Source organism: Streptomyces sp. NPDC043854, assembly GCF_056436005.1.
Genome location: NZ_JBWKDK010000029.1, coordinates 19,319 through 35,623, shown reverse-complemented (window position 1 = coordinate 35,623; position 16,305 = coordinate 19,319). Strand labels below are relative to the sequence as shown.

Below are 16,305 nucleotides of genomic sequence, written 5' to 3'. Positions count from 1 at the left end.
CGGGCCCGTGCGCCTGATCAGCGCTTTTCCGTGAGACCAGGGAAGGCTACGCCGACTCCGCGCCAGCGTGCCGCGCGCACGGCCGCAGCGCTCAGCGCGTCGGCCGCCTCGCGGCGCAGCCGGCCGTCCGCGGCCCGCACCAGATCGGAGTACGCGCCCGCCACCCGGTCCTCGATCTCGGCGGCCAGCCGCTCGGCGTCGGTCGGGGTGCGGACCTCGTAGGGCAGGGCGTACGCCGCTTCCGCAGCCCGGGGCGCACCGCCGAGCTCGCGCACGGCGCGCGCCAGCGCGTCCCGGCGCGCGAGGTGGGTGCCGTGCGCCTCGCGGGCCTCGGCCGCGCGGGCGGACGCGGCCCGGGCGCCGATCACGCCGTAGCCGTAGACGGCCGCGTGCTCGGCGGCGAGGGCGGACTGCGCGGCCTCCAGGGCCCGGTTGGCGGGGGAGGGCGAGGGCTTCACGGCGTGGCTCCCGGGGTCGAGGTCAGCAGGTGGGCGTGTACGGCGCCGCAGGCGGCGACCGAGGCGAGCAGCCGGGCCAGCTCCCCGGGCGCCCCGCCCAGGGCGACGGTCCGGGCCTCGGCCAGGCTCCGCTCGGCGTCCGCCAGGGCGGTGAGCGCGTCCTCGGCCTTCGGCGGCACCGGCCCGGCGCTCGCGGCGGGCGTGCCGTCCGGCGCCGGGGCGGCGGTTCCCCCGGCGGATCCGGCCCCGGGGGTGCGCGAGGCGGCGGGGGAAGCGGGGGCCAGCGCCGCGGTGTGTGCGGCGACCGCCGAGCGCAGCGGGGCCAGCCGCGCGGCCAGGGCCGGATGGGCGGCGGAGGTGGCGTCGTAACGTTCCAGCAGCCGCTCGCTCTCTCGAACGGCCGACTCGCGCATACGCCGTTCGAGTGAAGCACCGGCGGCGCCCGGCTCCGCGGACCCGCCGGAGCACCCGGTGAGCAGGGCCGCGCCGGCCGCGCCGGCGGCACCGGCGAGCAGGCTCCTTCGCGAAGGCCTCATGGGCAGGGTCCAGGGCACGGCGACGTCCTCGGGGGTGGTGCGGGCAGGGTGTGATCACGGTACCCGGGGCCGTGTCCGCCCGGCGGACGGCAACACCCTCCGCGACCGGATACCCTTTGACCTGACACGCGACGTACACCACAACAGCACACGCGGCCGAGGAGTCACCCGGATGAGCACCACCCAGAGCGACAGGCTGCGCGGATTGCTGGAGCCGCTCGTCGCCGCCAAGGGACTGGATCTCGAGGACATCGAGCTGTCCAGGGCAGGAAAGCGCCGGATGCTGCGCATCATCGTGGACTCCGACGAGGGCGTGGAACTGGACGCGTGCGCGGAGCTGAGCCGCGAGGTCTCCGACAAGCTCGACGAGACCGACGCGATGGGCGAGGGCGAGTACGTCCTCGAGGTGAGCTCCCCGGGGGCCGACCGCCCGCTGACCGAGCACCGCCACTACGTACGGGCCGTCGGCCGCCTCGTGAAGTTCCAGCTGTCCGCCGAAGGCGAGAAGGCCGCCGGGGAACTGGTCGCCCGCATCCTCGGCGTCGACGACGAGGGCATGGACCTCGAGGTTCCGGGCGTGAAGGGCCGCAAGGCGACCGCCCGCCGCATCGCGTTCACGGACATCGCCAAGGCGCGTGTCGAGATCGAGTTCAACCGCAAGGACAAGAAGGAAGAGGAGGCGTAGCCGTGGACATCGACATGAGTGCCCTGCGGGGTCTGGTCCGGGAGAAGGAGATCTCCTTCGACCTGCTCGTCGAGGCGATCGAGTCGGCCCTCCTCATCGCGTACCACCGCACCGAGGGCAGCTTCCGCCGGGCGCGCGTGGTGCTGGACCGCACCAACGGGCACGTCGTCGTCTGGGCGACGGAGGACCCGCGGGACCTGGAGGAGGGGCAGGAGCCCAAGGAGTTCGACGACACGCCGTCGGACTTCGGCCGGATCGCCGCGACCACCGCCAAGCAGGTGATCCTGCAGCGTCTGCGCGACGCGGAGGACGACCTGACCTTCGGCGAGTTCGCCGGCCGCGAGGGCGACATCATGACCGGCGTCGTCCAGCAGGGCAAGGACCCCAAGAACGTCCTGGTCGACATCGGCAAGCTGGAGGCCATCCTGCCCGTGCAGGAGCAGGTCCCCGGCGAGGAGTACCCGCACGGCCTCCGCCTCAAGGCGTACGTCGTCCGGGTGGCGAAGGGCGTCCGCGGCCCGTCCGTGACCCTGTCGCGCACCCACCCGAACCTCGTGAAGAAGCTCTTCGCGCTGGAGGTCCCGGAGATCGCGGACGGCAGCGTGGAGATCGCGGCGATCGCCCGCGAGGCCGGCCACCGCACCAAGATCGCCGTACGGTCCACCCGTTCGGGCCTCAACCCGAAGGGCGCCTGCATCGGCCCGATGGGCGCCCGTGTGCGCAACGTCATGGCCGAGCTGCACGGCGAGAAGATCGACATCGTCGACTGGTCGGACGACCCGGCGGAGATGGTGGCGAACGCCCTGTCGCCCGCCCGGGTGAGCAAGGTCGAGGTCGTCGACTGGGACTCCCGCTCGGCCCGGGTGACCGTGCCCGACTACCAGCTGTCGCTGGCCATCGGCAAGGAGGGCCAGAACGCCCGCCTCGCCGCGCGCCTGACCGGCTGGCGCATCGACATCCGCCCGGACACCGAGCACCCCTCGGGTCAGGGCGGGGAATAAAACCGGTACCGGGCGGCGCTGTCGCCCGGTACACAGGTTCAAGACAACAGATCAAGACAGCAGATCGCGACAACGTCCGTTCGATTTTTCGCCCGAAGGGGTGAGGTCGGTACGGGGAGGTAGACTTAGCCGTGTCTGGCCGGACGCAAGCCCGCGCATGCCCCGAACGCACCTGTGTGGGGTGCCGGGAGCGAGCGGCCAAGAGCGAACTGCTGCGCATCGTGGCGATCGGGGACGAATGCATCCCCGATCCACGCGGTACGCTGCCCGGCCGGGGTGCCTATGTGCACCCTGCCGAGGTCTGTCTCGACAAGGCGGTCCGCCGCAGAGCGTTCCCCCGGGCCCTCCGGTCCCCGGGAACACTCGACACGGCCGGGCTGAGCAGAGCCGTGGCCGCACAGGCCGGGGCGACACCGTAGGAAGCACAACGGCACGGATACCCCCGTGCGGTCAGGTACCTCGCGAGTTGGAAGTAGGTCGAGATTGCGATGAGCACTCGATGAGTACGCGATGAGTACGCCCATGAAGTAGCGACGGTCCGGCGCAACCCGGACCTAAAAGGAGCGAAGTGGCTAAGGTCCGGGTATACGAACTCGCCAAGGAGTTCGGTGTGGAGAGCAAGGTCGTCATGGCCAAGCTCCAGGAACTCGGTGAGTTTGTCCGTTCGGCGTCCTCGACGATCGAGGCGCCGGTTGTGCGCAAGTTGACTGACGCACTGCAGGGGCCCGGCGGCAGCGCCGGCAAGTCCGCTGCGAAGCCGGGTGCGCCGCGTAAGGCCGCCCCCGCCAAGCCCGGGGTTCCCACCCCGGGTGCCATTGCACGTCCCGCCGCCCCGAAGCCCGGCGCACCGGCCCCCAAGCCGGCCGCTGCCGAGGCTCCGGCCGCGCCCGCCCCGGTGACCCCGGCCGCACCCGGCCCGCGTCCCGGCCCGAAGGCTCCGGCCGCCCCGAAGCCCGCTCCGGCGGCGCCCGTGGCGACCGAGTTCACCGCGCCGCCGGCCGCTCCGGCGCGCCCGGCCGCGACCCCCGGCCCGCGTCCGACGCAGCAGCGTCCCGCGGCCTCCGGTCAGGGCGCGCGTCCCGGCGCTCCGCGTCCGGGTGCCCCGACCCCGGGTGCCCAGGCCCCGCGGTCCGGCGGCTCGGCGCCGCGTCCGGGCGCCCGTCCGGCGGGTCCCCGTCCGGGCAACAACCCGTTCACCTCCGGCGGCTCCACCGGCATGGCGCGCCCGCAGGCGCCCCGTCCGGGCGGCGCCCCGCGCCCCGGTGCCCCCGGCGCCGGCGGCCCCGGCGGTGCCCCGCGTCCGCAGGCCGGTCCGGGTGCCCCGCGTCCGCAGGCCCCCGGCGGCCCGCGTCCGACCCCGGGCGGCATGCCCCGTCCGCAGGGCGGCCCGCGTCCGGCCCCGGGCGGCAACCGTCCGAACCCGGGCATGATGCCGCAGCGTCCCGCTGCCGGCGGTCCCGGCCCGCGTCCCGGCGGCGGCCCCGGCCGTCCCGGTGCCGGCGGTCCGCGTCCGGGCGGCGCCGGTCGTCCCGGCGGCGGCTTCGCCGGCCGTCCGGCCGGTCCGGGCTCCCGCCCGGCGGGCGGCGGCGGCTTCGGCGGCCCGCGTCCCGGTGGCGGCGGCGGCTTCGGCGGCGGTCCCGGCGGTGGCGGCGGTCGCCCCGGCGGCTTCGGCGGCCGTCCCGGCGGCCCCGGTGCCCGTGGAGGTACGCAGGGTGCCTTCGGCCGTCCCGGCGGCCCGGCCCGTCGCGGCCGCAAGTCGAAGCGGCAGCGGCGCCAGGAGTACGAGGCCATGCAGGCCCCGTCCGTCGGCGGCGTGATGCTGCCCCGCGGCAACGGCGAGACCGTTCGCCTGTCGCGCGGTGCGTCCCTCACCGACTTCGCGGAGAAGATCAACGCCAACCCGGCGTCGCTGGTCGCGGTCATGATGAACCTCGGCGAGATGGTCACTGCCACGCAGTCCGTCTCCGACGCGACCCTCCAGCTCCTCGCGGACGAGATGAACTACACCGTTCAGATCGTCAGCCCGGAGGAGGAGGACCGCGAGCTGCTCGAGTCCTTCGACATCGAGTTCGGCGAGGACGAGGGCGGCGAGGAGTTCCTCGTGGCGCGTCCGCCGGTCGTGACCGTCATGGGTCACGTCGACCACGGCAAGACCCGCCTCCTCGACGCGATCCGCAAGACCAACGTGGTCGCGGGCGAGGCCGGCGGCATCACCCAGCACATCGGTGCCTACCAGGTCGCGACCCACGTCAACGACGAGGACCGCAAGATCACCTTCATCGACACCCCGGGTCACGAGGCGTTCACCGCCATGCGTGCCCGCGGTGCCAAGTCGACCGACATCGCGATCCTCGTGGTGGCGGCCAACGACGGTGTCATGCCGCAGACGATCGAGGCCCTGAACCACGCCAAGGCGGCCGACGTGCCGATCGTGGTCGCGGTCAACAAGATCGACGTCGAGGGCGCGGACCCGACCAAGGTGCGCGGTCAGCTGACCGAGTACGGCCTGGTGGCCGAGGAGTACGGCGGCGACACGATGTTCGTCGACATCTCCGCCAAGCAGGGTCTGAACATCGACAAGCTGCTGGAGGCCGTGGTCCTGACCGCGGACGCCGCCCTCGACCTGCGTGCCAACCCGGAGCAGGACGCCCAGGGTATTGCGATCGAGTCCCACCTCGACCGCGGCCGCGGTGCCGTCTCGACCGTCCTCGTCCAGCGCGGAACGCTGCGCATCGGCGACACGATGGTCGTGGGCGACGCGTACGGCCGAGTCCGCGCGATGCTCGACGACAAGGGCAACAACGTCGAGGAGGCGACTCCGTCGACCCCCGTCCTGGTCCTGGGTCTCACCAACGTCCCGGGCGCCGGCGACAACTTCCTCGTCGTCGACGAGGACCGCACGGCCCGCCAGATCGCCGAGAAGCGCGCTGCGCGCGAGCGCAACGCGGCCTTCGCCAAGCGCACCCGCCGGGTGTCCATCGAGGACCTCGACTCCGTGCTCAAGGCCGGCGAGATCCAGCAGCTCAACCTCATCATCAAGGGTGACGCCTCCGGTGCCGTCGAGGCCCTGGAGTCCTCGCTGCTCCAGCTCGACGTCAGCGACGAGGTCGACATCCGGGTCCTGCACCGCGGCGTCGGTGAGGTCACGGAGTCGGACATCAACCTGGCGATGGGCTCCGACGCGATCGTCATCGGCTACAACGTCCGCGCGGCCGGCCGCGCGACGCAGATGGCCGAGCGCGAGGGCGTCGAGGTCCGCTACTACTCGGTGATCTACCAGGCCATCGAGGAGATCGAGGCGGCCCTGAAGGGTCTGCTCAAGCCGGAGTTCGAAGAGGTCGAGCTGGGTACGGCGGAGATCCGCGAGGTCTTCCGCTCGTCCAAGCTGGGCAACATCGCCGGTGTCCTGGTCCGGTCGGGCGAGGTCAAGCGCAACACCAAGGCGCGCCTCATCCGCGACGGCAAGGTCGTCGCCGAGAACCTCACCATCTCGGGTCTGCGTCGCTTCAAGGACGACGTCACCGAGATCCGCGAGGGCTTCGAGGGCGGTATCAACCTCGGCAACTACAACGACATCAAGGTCGACGACGTCATCGCGACCTACGAGATGCGCGAGAAGCCCCGCGCGTAAGCGCGAGGCGGTTCGTACCGTGTCGTGACCGGGGCCGGTCGGCGGAATATTTCCGTCGATCGGCCCCGGCCGTTGCGTGTACGGTTCTGGTGACCCTGTCGCGCGTCGGCCGACAGGCCACCGAACCCGGACCGGCGGGATATCCGGAACTGCATGTACGTGGGGACTCTGTCCTTCGACCTGCTCCTCGGCGACGTCCACTCGCTGAAGGAGAAACGCTCCGTCGTCCGACCCATCGTCGCCGAGCTCCAACGCAAGTTCTCCGTGAGCGCGGCCGAGGTGGGCGACCAGGATCTGCACCGCAGGGCCCGCATCGGCGTCGCCCTGGTGAGCGGGGACACGGGGTACCTCTCGGACGTACTGGACCGCTGCGAGCGGCTGGTCGCGGCACGTCCGGAAGTGGAGCTGCTGTCGGTGCGCCGACGGCTCCACGGTGATGAAGACTGAATGCAAGGAAAGAAGGAGACGGACCAGTGGCCGACAATGCGCGGGCGAAGAAGCTGGCGGACCTCATCCGGGAGGTGGTCGCCCAGAAGCTGCAGCGAGGCATCAAGGACCCGCGCCTCGGTACGCACGTGACGATCACGGACACCCGGGTCACCGGTGACCTGCGGGAGGCCACGGTCTTCTACACGGTGTACGGCGACGACGAGGACCGGGCCAGCGCGGCCGCCGGCCTGGAGAGCGCCAAGGGCATGCTGCGCTCCGCGGTCGGCCGGGTGGCGGGCACCAAGTTCACGCCCACCCTGACCTTCGTGCCGGACGCGCTGCCGGAGAACGCCAAGACCATCGAGGACCTCCTCGACCAGGCGCGGCTCTCCGACGCAGCGGTGCGCGAGGCGTCCTCCGGTGCCACGTACGCCGGTGAGGCCGACCCGTACAAGAAGCCGGGCGAGGACGAGGACGCAGCCGCGGAATGAGCAGGGTTCACGTGCCGGACGGCCTTGTCGTCGTCGACAAGCCGTCCGGCTTCACTTCGCACGACGTGGTCGCCAAGATGCGCGGGATCGCCAGGACCCGCCGCGTCGGCCACGCGGGCACCCTCGACCCGATGGCGACGGGCGTGCTCGTCCTGGGCGTCGAGAAGGCCACCAAGCTCCTCGGCCACCTCGCGCTCACGGAGAAGGAGTACCTGGGCACCATCCGCCTCGGCCAGAACACCCTGACCGACGACGCGGAAGGCGAGATCACCTCCTCCGCGGACGCCTCCGGGATCAACCGCGAGGCCGTCGACGCGGGTATCGCCAAGCTCACCGGCGAGATCATGCAGGTCCCGTCCAAGGTCAGCGCCATCAAGATCAAGGGCGTGCGCTCGTACAAGCGCGCCCGGGACGGCGAGGACTTCGACATCCCGGCCCGCCCGGTGACCATCTCCTCGTTCCAGGTCTACGACATGCGCGAGGCCGAGGCCGAGGACGGCACCAAGGTCGTCGACCTCGTGGTCTCCGTCGTCTGCTCCAGCGGCACGTACATCCGCGCCCTGGCCCGCGACCTGGGCGCCGACCTCGGCGTCGGCGGGCACCTGACCGCGCTGCGGCGCACCCGGGTGGGCCCGTACAAGCTCGACCGGGCCCGCACCCTGGACCAGCTCCAGGAGGAGCTGACCGTCATGCCGATCGGCGAGGCGGCGGCCGCGGCGTTCCCCCGCTGGGACCTGGATGCCCGGCGGGCCTCCCTGCTCGCCAACGGCGTGCGGATCGAGATGCCGGACATGTACGAGGCCGGCCGGCCCGTGGCGGCCTTCGGGCCGCAGGGGCAGCTGCTCGCGCTCGTGGAGAGCAAGGGCGGCAAGGCGAAGTCGCTGGCCGTCTTCGTCTGATACGGATCAGCTGATCGGCTGTGACGTGGGGGGGGGGGGGGGGGGGCCCCCCCTCCCCCCCCCCCCCCCCCCCCCCCCCCCCCACCACCTCCCCCTCGGGTAGGTCTCTATCCAGCCGAGCGCCCGTATTCACCCGTCCGAGCAGGCGCGCGGAGTGACTGGAGGAGCACAAGGGGGCGCTTTTCCGCCGCGACGCTTTCGGCCGCCCACCCGTGGGCCCCCGGATGCGCCGCGCGCCCCCGCCGGGCTCCCCGGCGCCTTCCGGCCGAGGTGACACAGAGTGCCCCGCAGCCCGATACCGATGCGGGGCCCCGGACGCGGGCATGGCAGTCTTAGACGTGCAATCGGCAACGAGTACAGGGCCTACACGGTTCGGGCGAGGAGCGGTCACAGTGCAGCGCTGGCGTGGCTTGGAGGACATCCCCCAGGACTGGGGGCGCAGCGTCGTCACCATCGGCTCGTACGACGGTGTGCACCGGGGCCATCAGCTGATCATCGGGCGCGCCGTGGCCCGGGCGCGCGAGCTCGGCGTCCCGTCCGTCGTCGTCACCTTCGACCCGCACCCCAGCGAGGTCGTCCGCCCCGGCAGCCACCCGCCGATCCTGGCCGGCTACGACCGGCGTGCCGAACTGATGGCCGGCCTCGGGGTCGACGCCCTGCTGGTCCTGCCGTTCACGGCCGAGTTCTCACAGCTCTCCCCGGCCGACTTCATCGTCAAGGTGATCGTCGACAAGCTGCACGCGCGCGCCGTGATCGAGGGCCCCAACTTCCGCTTCGGCCACCGCGCCGCGGGCAACGTCGACTTCCTCCGCGAGCTGGGCGGCACGTACGACTACGAGGTCGACGTCATCGACCTGGTCGAGCGCGGCACGGCGGGCGGCGGCGTGCCGTTCTCCTCGACCCTCGCCCGCAAGCTGGTCGCCGAGGGCGACATGGCGGGCGCGGCGGAGGTCCTCGGCCGCCCGCACCGCGTCGAGGGCGTCGTCGTGCGCGGCGCGCAGCGCGGCCGCGAGCTCGGCTACCCGACCGCCAACGTGGAGACCCCGCAGCACACCGCCATCCCCGCCGACGGCGTGTACGCGGGCTGGCTGACGGCGAACGGCGAGCGCATGCCCGCGGCGATCTCGGTGGGCACCAACCTCCAGTTCGACGCCACCGAGCGGACGGTGGAGGCGTACGCGATCGACCGGGTCGGGCTGGACCTGTACGGCCTGCACGTCACCGTGGACTTCCTCGCGTATGTGCGCGGCATGGCGAAGTTCGAGTCGCTGGAAGGCCTGCTGGAGGCCATCGCGGACGATGTGAAGCGCGCGCGGGAGCTGACGCGGACGTACGACGCGGAGCACGCGCAGCACTGAACCGCGCCGCGGCCTGACGGAAAGGAAGGGCCCGCACCGGCCCCCGGGATCCACCGGGGCGGTGCGGGCCCTTCCTCTTGCCCTCCTGTCCGGGGGCGTCTGTCCGGGGGCGTCCGCGAGGTCAGCCGAGGCGCGGGTCGCGCGGGGGCTGCTGCCCGGGCTGGCCGGGCTGGGGCTGCTGCGGCCAGGGCTGGCCGCCGGCGTACGGCTGCGGGGGCTGCTGGTACGGAGCCTGCGGCTGCGGCTGGCCGGGCTGCGGCTGGGCGTACGGCTGCTGCGCGTGCGGGGGCTGGGCCTGCTGGGGCTGCGGCGGTGCTCCCCAGTGGTTCTGCTGGGCCTGCTGGGCCGCCCGTACGAAGTCCTCGGCCACCAGAGCGGCGAGGTTGAAGTACGCCTCGCGGGTCTTCGGCCGCATCAGGTCCAGGTCGACCTCCGCACCCGCCGCGAGGTGCTCGTCGAACGGCACCACGACGACACCGCGGCAGCGCGTCTCGAAGTGCTGGACGATGTCCTCGGTCTTGATCATCTTGCTGGTCTCCCGGACCCCCGAGATGACGGTGAGGGAGCGGGAGACCAGGTCTCCGTACCCGTGCGCGGACAGCCAGTCGAGCGTGGTGCTCGCGCTGCTGGCGCCGTCCACCGAGGGGGTGGAGATGATGATCAGCTGATCGGCCAGGTCCAGGACGCCGCGCATGGCGGAGTAGAGCAGACCGGTGCCCGAGTCGGTGAGGATGATCGGGTACTGGCGGCCGAGGGTGTCGATGACGCGGCGGTAGTCCTCGTCGTTGAAGGTCGTCGAGACGGCCGGGTCCACGTCGTTGGCGATGATCTCCAGGCCGGACGGGGCCTGCGAGGTGAACCGCCGGATGTCCATGTACGAGTTCAGGTACGGGATCGCCTGGACCAGGTCCCGGATCGTGGCACCCGTCTCGCGGCGGACGCGGCGGCCGAGGGTGCCGGCGTCCGGGTTCGCGTCGATGGCGAGGATCTTGTCCTGGCGCTCGGTCGCGAGGGTCGCGCCGAGGGCGGTGGTCGTCGTGGTCTTGCCGACGCCGCCCTTGAGGCTGATGACGGCGATCCGGTAGCAGGACATCACCGGCGTGCGGATGAGCTCCAGCTTGCGCTGGCGGTCGGCCTCGGCGGCCTTGCCGCCGAAGCGGAAGCCGGAGCGCTGCGGCTTGGGCTTCTGCTTGCCGCGCAGCAGCCGGTCGGAGGACAGCTCGACGGCGGCCGTGTAGCCGAGCGGCGCCCCGCCGGCGGCCGGGCCGGGCTGGTAGCGGGGGTCGTGCGGCTGCGGGCCGGGCTGCGGGCCCGGCTGAGCGGCGGCGGCCGGCCACGGGGCGCCGGTCCGGGGGTCCACGTACGCCTGGGCCTGCGGCTGCGGCTGCGGCTGCGGCTCGTGGGCCTGGGCCGGGGCCTGGGCGGCCTGCGGCTGCGGCGGCACGGGGGCGGGCCCGGCCGGCGGGAAGCCGTAGCCGTCCTGCGGCGCGGCGGGCGGGAGCGCGTACCCGACCGTGTCCACGGGCGCCTGGTGCTGCGGCGGCACGGGCGCCGGGGCGGCCGGCGGGAATCCGTACCCGGCCTGCGGCGGCGCGCCGGCCGGCGGGACCGGCGGGAAGCCGTACCCGTCCTGCGGCGTGGCCGGCGGGACCGGCTGCGGCTGGGCCTGGGCGGCCTGGGGCTGCGGGAGGGCGTAGCCCGCCTGCGCTCCCTCCGGGGCGGCGAACGCAGGCGGCGGCTGCGGCAGTTCGCCGGCGGGTCCCGCGACGGGGGGCTCCACGGCCGGGTGGGCAGCGGGCGCGGGGCTGACGGGCTCGGCGGGGGCCGGGGCCGCGGGGACGGCGTCGGCCGGAGCGGGCGCGGGCAGCGCAGGCGGGGTGTCCTGCCGCGGAGCCCCGGCGGAGGCCTTCCCCAGCACGACACCGGAGCCGGACCGACCCGCGGGCGGAAGTACGGGAACACCGTCGACGGGAGTGTCGGAGGTCGCGGGCAGCGCAGGTGCGGGCACGGGCGCCGGCAGCGCGGCCAGTGCCGCCTCGGCCGGCGGCGCGGGCTCGACGTCGGCTGCGGACAGGTAGGAGGGCAGCTCGGGCGCGGGACCAACTCCCGGGACAGGCACGCCCGTTGACCCGTCGGCTGACGCTCCGTGCGGGGCCGCGGGCTCAAGGTCCGCTGCGGACAGGTACGACGGCAGTCCCGGCGCCGGTGCAGCCTCGGCCGGAGGCACGGGAGCCGGCGCGGCGGGCTCGATCTCCGACGCGGGCAGGGAGGGCGGCAGCGCGGGGGCAGGTGCCGGCGCAGGCACGGCCGGTACCGCGTCGGCCGGCGGGGCGGGCGCGGGCTCGATGTCCGACGCGGAGAGGTAGGACGGCAGGCCGGGGGCAGGCGCCGGCGGGGTCACGGCGGGGGCCTGGTCGGACGGGCCCGTAGCCGACGGGCCGGTGTCGGACGGGGTCCGCGGGGCCGGCGGAGCCATCCGCATCGTGGACGGGGACGCCACGTCCGACGGGTGGTGCGGTTCGAAGCCGCTGCCCTCGGGCAGGGCCGGCACCGGCGCGGCGGGTGCCGAGCTCTGCGTGTACCAGGCCGGCGGCGTGTAGTCGATGGTGAACTGGCCCGTCATCTCGGGCTCCGCGTCGGACTGATCGTCCGTCGGGACGTCCCACGTCCCGCCGCGCCCCTCGTTCCGATCGCCGCTCACTCGTCCGTCCTCCTGGTCTGTCGAACACTGGTCCGGCGCCCTCGACGCCGCGCCCACGCTCAGCCTAATCGCGCGCCGTCGCCCGTGTCGGCCACCCGCCGGACCACCGGGCCCCGGGACGGCGCGGGCACGGCGCGTGCCGCGCCGGTACGACACCGCGCTCCCGCGTCCCGCGCTCCTGCCTATCGGCCGCGGCCGCCCTGAGCAACCGTCACCGCGCCCCGGCCCCCCTGGAGGGCCCCCGCCCGGTCAGTCGATGCGCCGGCACGGCCCCAGGAGCCCCGTCTCCGCCTCCGTGCCCTGGGTCATCACGAACTGCCGGTCCCGGGGCGTGCACCACAGGGTGACCCCGTCCCCCAGCGTCGGCAGCGAATCCACCGTCTGCCGCGGCAGGTTCATCAGGCGGCCGATCTGCTCCGCCTCGTCGGGGGACACCCGCTGGATGCCCGCCAGCGAGGAGTTCCGCAGCAGCCTGGGCGCCGTCGGGCTCAGGTACGGCAGCAGCGTCACCACCGACTGCCAGGGCCCGGCCACCACGCGCCCGCGCGGCGGCCGCATCCCGCAGTCGCGGATCACCAGCACGGGGCTGCCCGCCGACGCACCCTGCGGCGGTACGCGGCCCACCTCGTGCAGGGTCACGCACTGCTGCCCGCCGCCCGCCGCCTGGGCCAGCGCGGACCACACCTGCCCGCGGCCGGTCTCCACCGCGACCCGGGCGCCCGTGGCCGCCGCGCGCAGCGCCAGCACCTGGGCGGTCCACACGCCGCCGATCAGCGTCACCTCGTACGCGGTGGGCCGGTTGATGCCGAGCACCGCCGCCCGCCCGTGGGCGTCGACGCCGATGACGACCCCGTCGTCCCCGACCGGCAGCGCAAGGGCGTCCAGGTCCACCGCGGGGACCGTGTGCCGTTCCCGGCGCGGGCCGACGAGCCCGAAGCCGCCCCTGACCGCGTTCTTCATCGCGTCCCTCCCAGCGGCAGCGAGGCCAGCAGCCCCGGCACCTGTTCGCGGTCGAGCCGGACCAGCCCGGTGCGCACACCGCGGGCCGTCCGCTCCAGTTCCCGGCGGGCCGCCACCAGTTCCTCGTCGCTGCGCCCCGTCACCCGTACGTGTCCGGTCAGGGTGACGCCCTGGCGCTCGGCCGGGGACACCGTCAGGCTGAACGTGGTCGCGAGCGCCGGCAGCGAGGTCAGCAGTGCCACGAACTGCGGCAGGGACGCCGTCCCCGAGCCGCCCAGCTGCGGCCAGCGGCCGATCCAGTACGTGGTGTGGCGCCGGTCGTCGCAGCGCCAGGTCCGCGAGGTCTCCTCCGTACGGCGGCCCGAGCCGCCCGAGCGGCCCGCCTGGGTGATCGCCCTCGGGTTCGCGCACGAGGAGGTGGCCAGCGCGGCCGTCAGCTCCTGCTCGGTGAGCACAGCGGCCCGGAAGCCGGCGCCGGCCAGCCGGCTCGTCAACTGGTCGGCCGCGCGCACCACACAGCGCTGGGCGCCCGCGAGCCCGCCGCCCCGCGCGGCCACCGCCTCCGGGCACAGCTCGGGGTCGAGCTTGAGCGCGATCCAGGTCAGCCGCACGGCCGGGGTGCCCGTCTGTGCCTGGAGCGGCGCGTAGTTGCGGGTGGCCATCGACTGCGGGGGCAGGTGCGGGGCGGGCGCGGGCTGGGTGTGCTGTACCAGTTGCGCGGACTCCAGCCGGATGCCGTCCGTTTCGAGGACGTCCCGTACGAGCGCCAGCGGCAGCGGCCGGTCCGTCCGGTCGGGCCGCAGCGCGGTGGCGTCGGTGTCGACCTGGACTACGGCGGTCAGGAAGGTGCCGTCGCCGACCATGCCGACGGGCCGCCGGTCGCGGTCGGTGAACGTCATGGTCCGCAGCGCCGGGTCGGCCTCGACGAGCGGTGCCAGCCCCGGCTCCGTGCCCGCGGGCACGGTGAACGCCGCGGCCCGCCGCCTGCGGGCGCGCAGCGCGAGCGCGCCGCCGATCCACTCGGGCAGGGAGCGCTGGTGGCGGCGTACGACGGCGAGGACGACGAGGACCACGGCGACCACGCCGGCGGGAACCAGCAGCAGCGGTTCCACCACCCAGGCCACCAGCAGCACGGCCGCGGCCACTTGGAGCAGGACCAGCTGTTGCAATCGGAGCGGGCCGAAGCGGCCGGGGCCCGACTTCGGGTTCGGCGTCACCCCGCTGCGTACGGGTGCGGGAGCGCCCGCCTGCGGCTCCGTCGCGGTGGCCGTCACTCGCCCACCTCCCCTTTCTCCCCCAGCTGCCGCTGGGAGGTGCCCCCAGGACCAGACCCCCTGTGGGTGCCGGGGCGGCGCGGTGCTCACCGCGTGACCCCGGAACCTTCCCATTCCACCCCAACAGGCCCTGATCACCCCGGTGTGGAAGGCTGTGGAAGGCGCTGAGCGGCGGCCTCACCCTACCCGGCCCGTCCGCCCCCTCGATCAAGAGGCATAGTAGGTGCCCGGTCCGACAAACGAGGCCCGGGGACCGCAGTCGCCGACCGGGTCGTGCGGGGAGAAGCAGACGGTCATGGCATCACGGCGTGATGAACTCAACGCGTACACCTTCGCGAAGCGGCGGACGGTGGCCGCGTTTCTCCAGCCGTCCGCGACGGGCTCCGAGGAGGGCGCGCCGCGGCCCCTGCGCGCGGTCGTGCCCGGTCTGGTGGCGGGGGCGGTCGTCCTCGCCGGATTCGGCGCCTGGGGCATGTTCAAGCCGCAGGCCCCCAAGGGCTGGGACGAGGCCGGCACCAAGGTCCTCGTCGGCAAGCAGTCGACGACCCGGTACGTGGTCCTCACGACGAAGGTGAACGGCAAGGACCAGACCCGCCTGCACCCGGTGCTGAACCTCGCCTCTGCCCGACTCCTCCTGGACCCGCAGAAGTTCAAGGTCCTCCAGATCGAGGACAAGATCCTCGACGCGGGCAAGCCGCCGCGCGGCCCCATCATCGGCATCCCGTACGCCCCCGACCGGCTGCCCGCCCCGAAGGACGCCGGCAAGGCCAAGCGCTGGGTCGTCTGCCAGGCGCCGGGCGGCAACGGCAACACCGTGCAGACCGCCACCTTCGTCCTCGCCGACCGCGAGGCGGGCATGACGGACGACGCGCGCCGGCTCACCGACAGCCAGATGCTGTACGTGCAGAGCACCGGCGGGGCCAAGGAGCGCTACCTCGTCGACGGCACCGGCACCAAGTACAAGTTCCCCGAAGGCGGCCCCGACGCGGGCAAGATGACCAACGCGCTGGTCGGCAACACCGGCGCCACCCCGCAACAGGTCACCGAGCAGTGGCTGGCCACTCTCAACTCCGGCGACGACCTGGCCTTCCCGCAACTGCCCGCCACCGCCGGCAGCAAGGCCGACGTGCCGGGCCTCGGCACCGCCGACAACAAGGTCGGCATGGTGCTGCGGGCCCAGACCGGCTCGGGCGCCCAGCACTACGTGGTGCTGCCCGGCAAGGTCGCCCCGGTCTCCGACTTCGTGGCCTGGCTGCTGATCTCGGCGCCCGCCACCGACGGCCTCAACATGCACGGCAAGCCCCGCGAGGTCGACCTCCAGACCCTCAACCCGGAGCCCACGCCCTTCAAGGGCGAGGTCCGGTGGCCGTCCAAGAAGACCGCCCGCATCAACCAGGCCCCGTCCGGCGACACCGGCTCCGCGCAGGGCGCCGGACCCCGCGACACCGTCTGCAACGTGCTGCGCTCGGTCGACGGCCAGGGCAACCAGACCCTGAGCACCTGGGCCGGCACCGGCTTCCCCGTCGACATGACCGCCAGCGGCACCAGCGCCTACGTCACGCCCGGCTCCGGGCTGCTCTACACCCAGGTCCAGGGCAAGCAGACCACCGCGGGCGGCGCCCTGTTCCTCGTCACCGACACCGGCCTGCGGTACGCCGTCCAGGCCAACGGGGACAGCGACGCCGAGAAGTCGAAGATCGGAGCCCCGGACCAGCAGGGCGCCCAGGGCGGCGACGCCCGGCCCGAGGCCAGCCAGGCGCAGATCCGGCTCGGCTACGGCGGCGTCACACCGGCCCTCGTACCCATCGCGTGGTCGGAGTTCCTCTCCAAGGGGCCGCGCCTGGACACCAACTCGGCCCGCCAGCCCCAGGGTTCGTGAGGA

The 16,305-nt window shown here is 73.8% G+C and carries 14 protein-coding genes; 9 read left to right on the top strand and 5 right to left on the bottom strand.

The genetic code is table 11. The features are described from left to right. Positions 1 to 17 precede the first annotated feature (17 nt). Together AC068A_RS24535 and AC068A_RS24530 are read right to left on the bottom strand one after the other, a co-directional pair. Entirely contained in the window at positions 18 to 458 is a 441-nt protein-coding gene (locus AC068A_RS24535) for a ferritin-like domain-containing protein (RefSeq protein ID WP_478588200.1), read from the bottom strand. Continuing rightward, a complete protein-coding gene (locus AC068A_RS24530) occupies positions 455 to 994 on the bottom strand; it encodes a hypothetical protein (protein WP_478588198.1) in 540 nt (179 codons plus the stop codon). Before AC068A_RS24530 ends, AC068A_RS24535 begins: the two co-directional genes overlap by 4 nt. Before the next feature lie 172 nt (positions 995 to 1,166). Between AC068A_RS24530 and rimP the strand changes: the two genes are divergently transcribed. The 8 genes from rimP to AC068A_RS24490 all read left to right on the top strand — a co-directional run bounded on the left by rimP (position 1,167) and on the right by AC068A_RS24490 (position 9,488). Continuing rightward, positions 1,167 to 1,679, top strand: a complete 513-nt coding sequence (gene rimP / locus AC068A_RS24525) for a ribosome maturation factor RimP (RefSeq protein WP_478588196.1) — start codon at positions 1,167 to 1,169, stop codon at positions 1,677 to 1,679. A 2-nt stretch (positions 1,680 to 1,681) separates the two neighbouring features. After that, complete coding sequence (gene nusA, locus AC068A_RS24520; protein ID WP_478588194.1) at positions 1,682 to 2,680, top strand: transcription termination factor NusA; 999 nt, start codon at positions 1,682 to 1,684, stop codon at positions 2,678 to 2,680. 131 nt (positions 2,681 to 2,811) lie between these two features. Beyond that, a complete protein-coding gene (locus AC068A_RS24515; RefSeq protein ID WP_478588192.1) occupies positions 2,812 to 3,099 on the top strand; it encodes a YlxR family protein in 288 nt (95 codons plus the stop codon). 149 nt (positions 3,100 to 3,248) lie between these two features. After that, positions 3,249 to 6,311, top strand: a complete 3,063-nt coding sequence (gene infB, locus AC068A_RS24510; protein ID WP_478588190.1) for a translation initiation factor IF-2 — start codon at positions 3,249 to 3,251, stop codon at positions 6,309 to 6,311. Positions 6,312 to 6,464: 153 nt separating this feature from the next. Then, positions 6,465 to 6,758: a DUF503 domain-containing protein gene (locus tag AC068A_RS24505; protein WP_054223643.1), complete on the top strand. Its 294-nt coding sequence runs from the start codon at positions 6,465 to 6,467 to the stop codon at positions 6,756 to 6,758. 26 nt (positions 6,759 to 6,784) lie between these two features. Continuing rightward, a complete protein-coding gene (gene rbfA / locus AC068A_RS24500; protein ID WP_478588189.1) occupies positions 6,785 to 7,231 on the top strand; it encodes a 30S ribosome-binding factor RbfA in 447 nt (148 codons plus the stop codon). Then, positions 7,228 to 8,130: a tRNA pseudouridine(55) synthase TruB gene (gene truB / locus AC068A_RS24495; protein ID WP_478588187.1), complete on the top strand. Its 903-nt coding sequence runs from the start codon at positions 7,228 to 7,230 to the stop codon at positions 8,128 to 8,130. The genes rbfA and truB overlap by 4 nt, the downstream gene beginning before the upstream one ends. 392 nt (positions 8,131 to 8,522) lie before the next feature. Next, positions 8,523 to 9,488 (top strand): bifunctional riboflavin kinase/FAD synthetase, encoded by a 966-nt coding sequence (locus tag AC068A_RS24490; protein ID WP_478588185.1) that lies wholly within the window; start codon positions 8,523 to 8,525, stop codon positions 9,486 to 9,488. 121 nt (positions 9,489 to 9,609) lie between these two features. Here the strand turns inward: AC068A_RS24490 and AC068A_RS24485 are convergent, their stop codons facing one another. The 3 genes from AC068A_RS24485 to eccE form a co-directional block, all read right to left on the bottom strand. Further along, the gene (locus AC068A_RS24485) at positions 9,610 to 12,189 is read right to left on the bottom strand and encodes an SCO5717 family growth-regulating ATPase (protein WP_478588183.1); all 2,580 of its coding nucleotides are present in this window, start codon (positions 12,187 to 12,189) and stop codon (positions 9,610 to 9,612) included. Between the two features lie 249 nt (positions 12,190 to 12,438). Next, positions 12,439 to 13,149: a hypothetical protein gene (locus AC068A_RS24480; protein WP_478588181.1), complete on the bottom strand. Its 711-nt coding sequence runs from the start codon at positions 13,147 to 13,149 to the stop codon at positions 12,439 to 12,441. Next, positions 13,146 to 14,423, bottom strand: a complete 1,278-nt coding sequence (eccE, locus tag AC068A_RS24475) for a type VII secretion protein EccE (protein WP_478588179.1) — start codon at positions 14,421 to 14,423, stop codon at positions 13,146 to 13,148. The genes AC068A_RS24480 and eccE overlap by 4 nt, the downstream gene beginning before the upstream one ends. A gap of 295 nt (positions 14,424 to 14,718) precedes the next feature. Here eccE and eccB point away from each other — a divergent pair, with 295 nt between their 5' ends. After that, positions 14,719 to 16,302: a type VII secretion protein EccB gene (gene eccB / locus AC068A_RS24470; RefSeq protein ID WP_478588177.1), complete on the top strand. Its 1,584-nt coding sequence runs from the start codon at positions 14,719 to 14,721 to the stop codon at positions 16,300 to 16,302. The last annotated feature ends 3 nt before the right edge of the window (positions 16,303 to 16,305 follow it).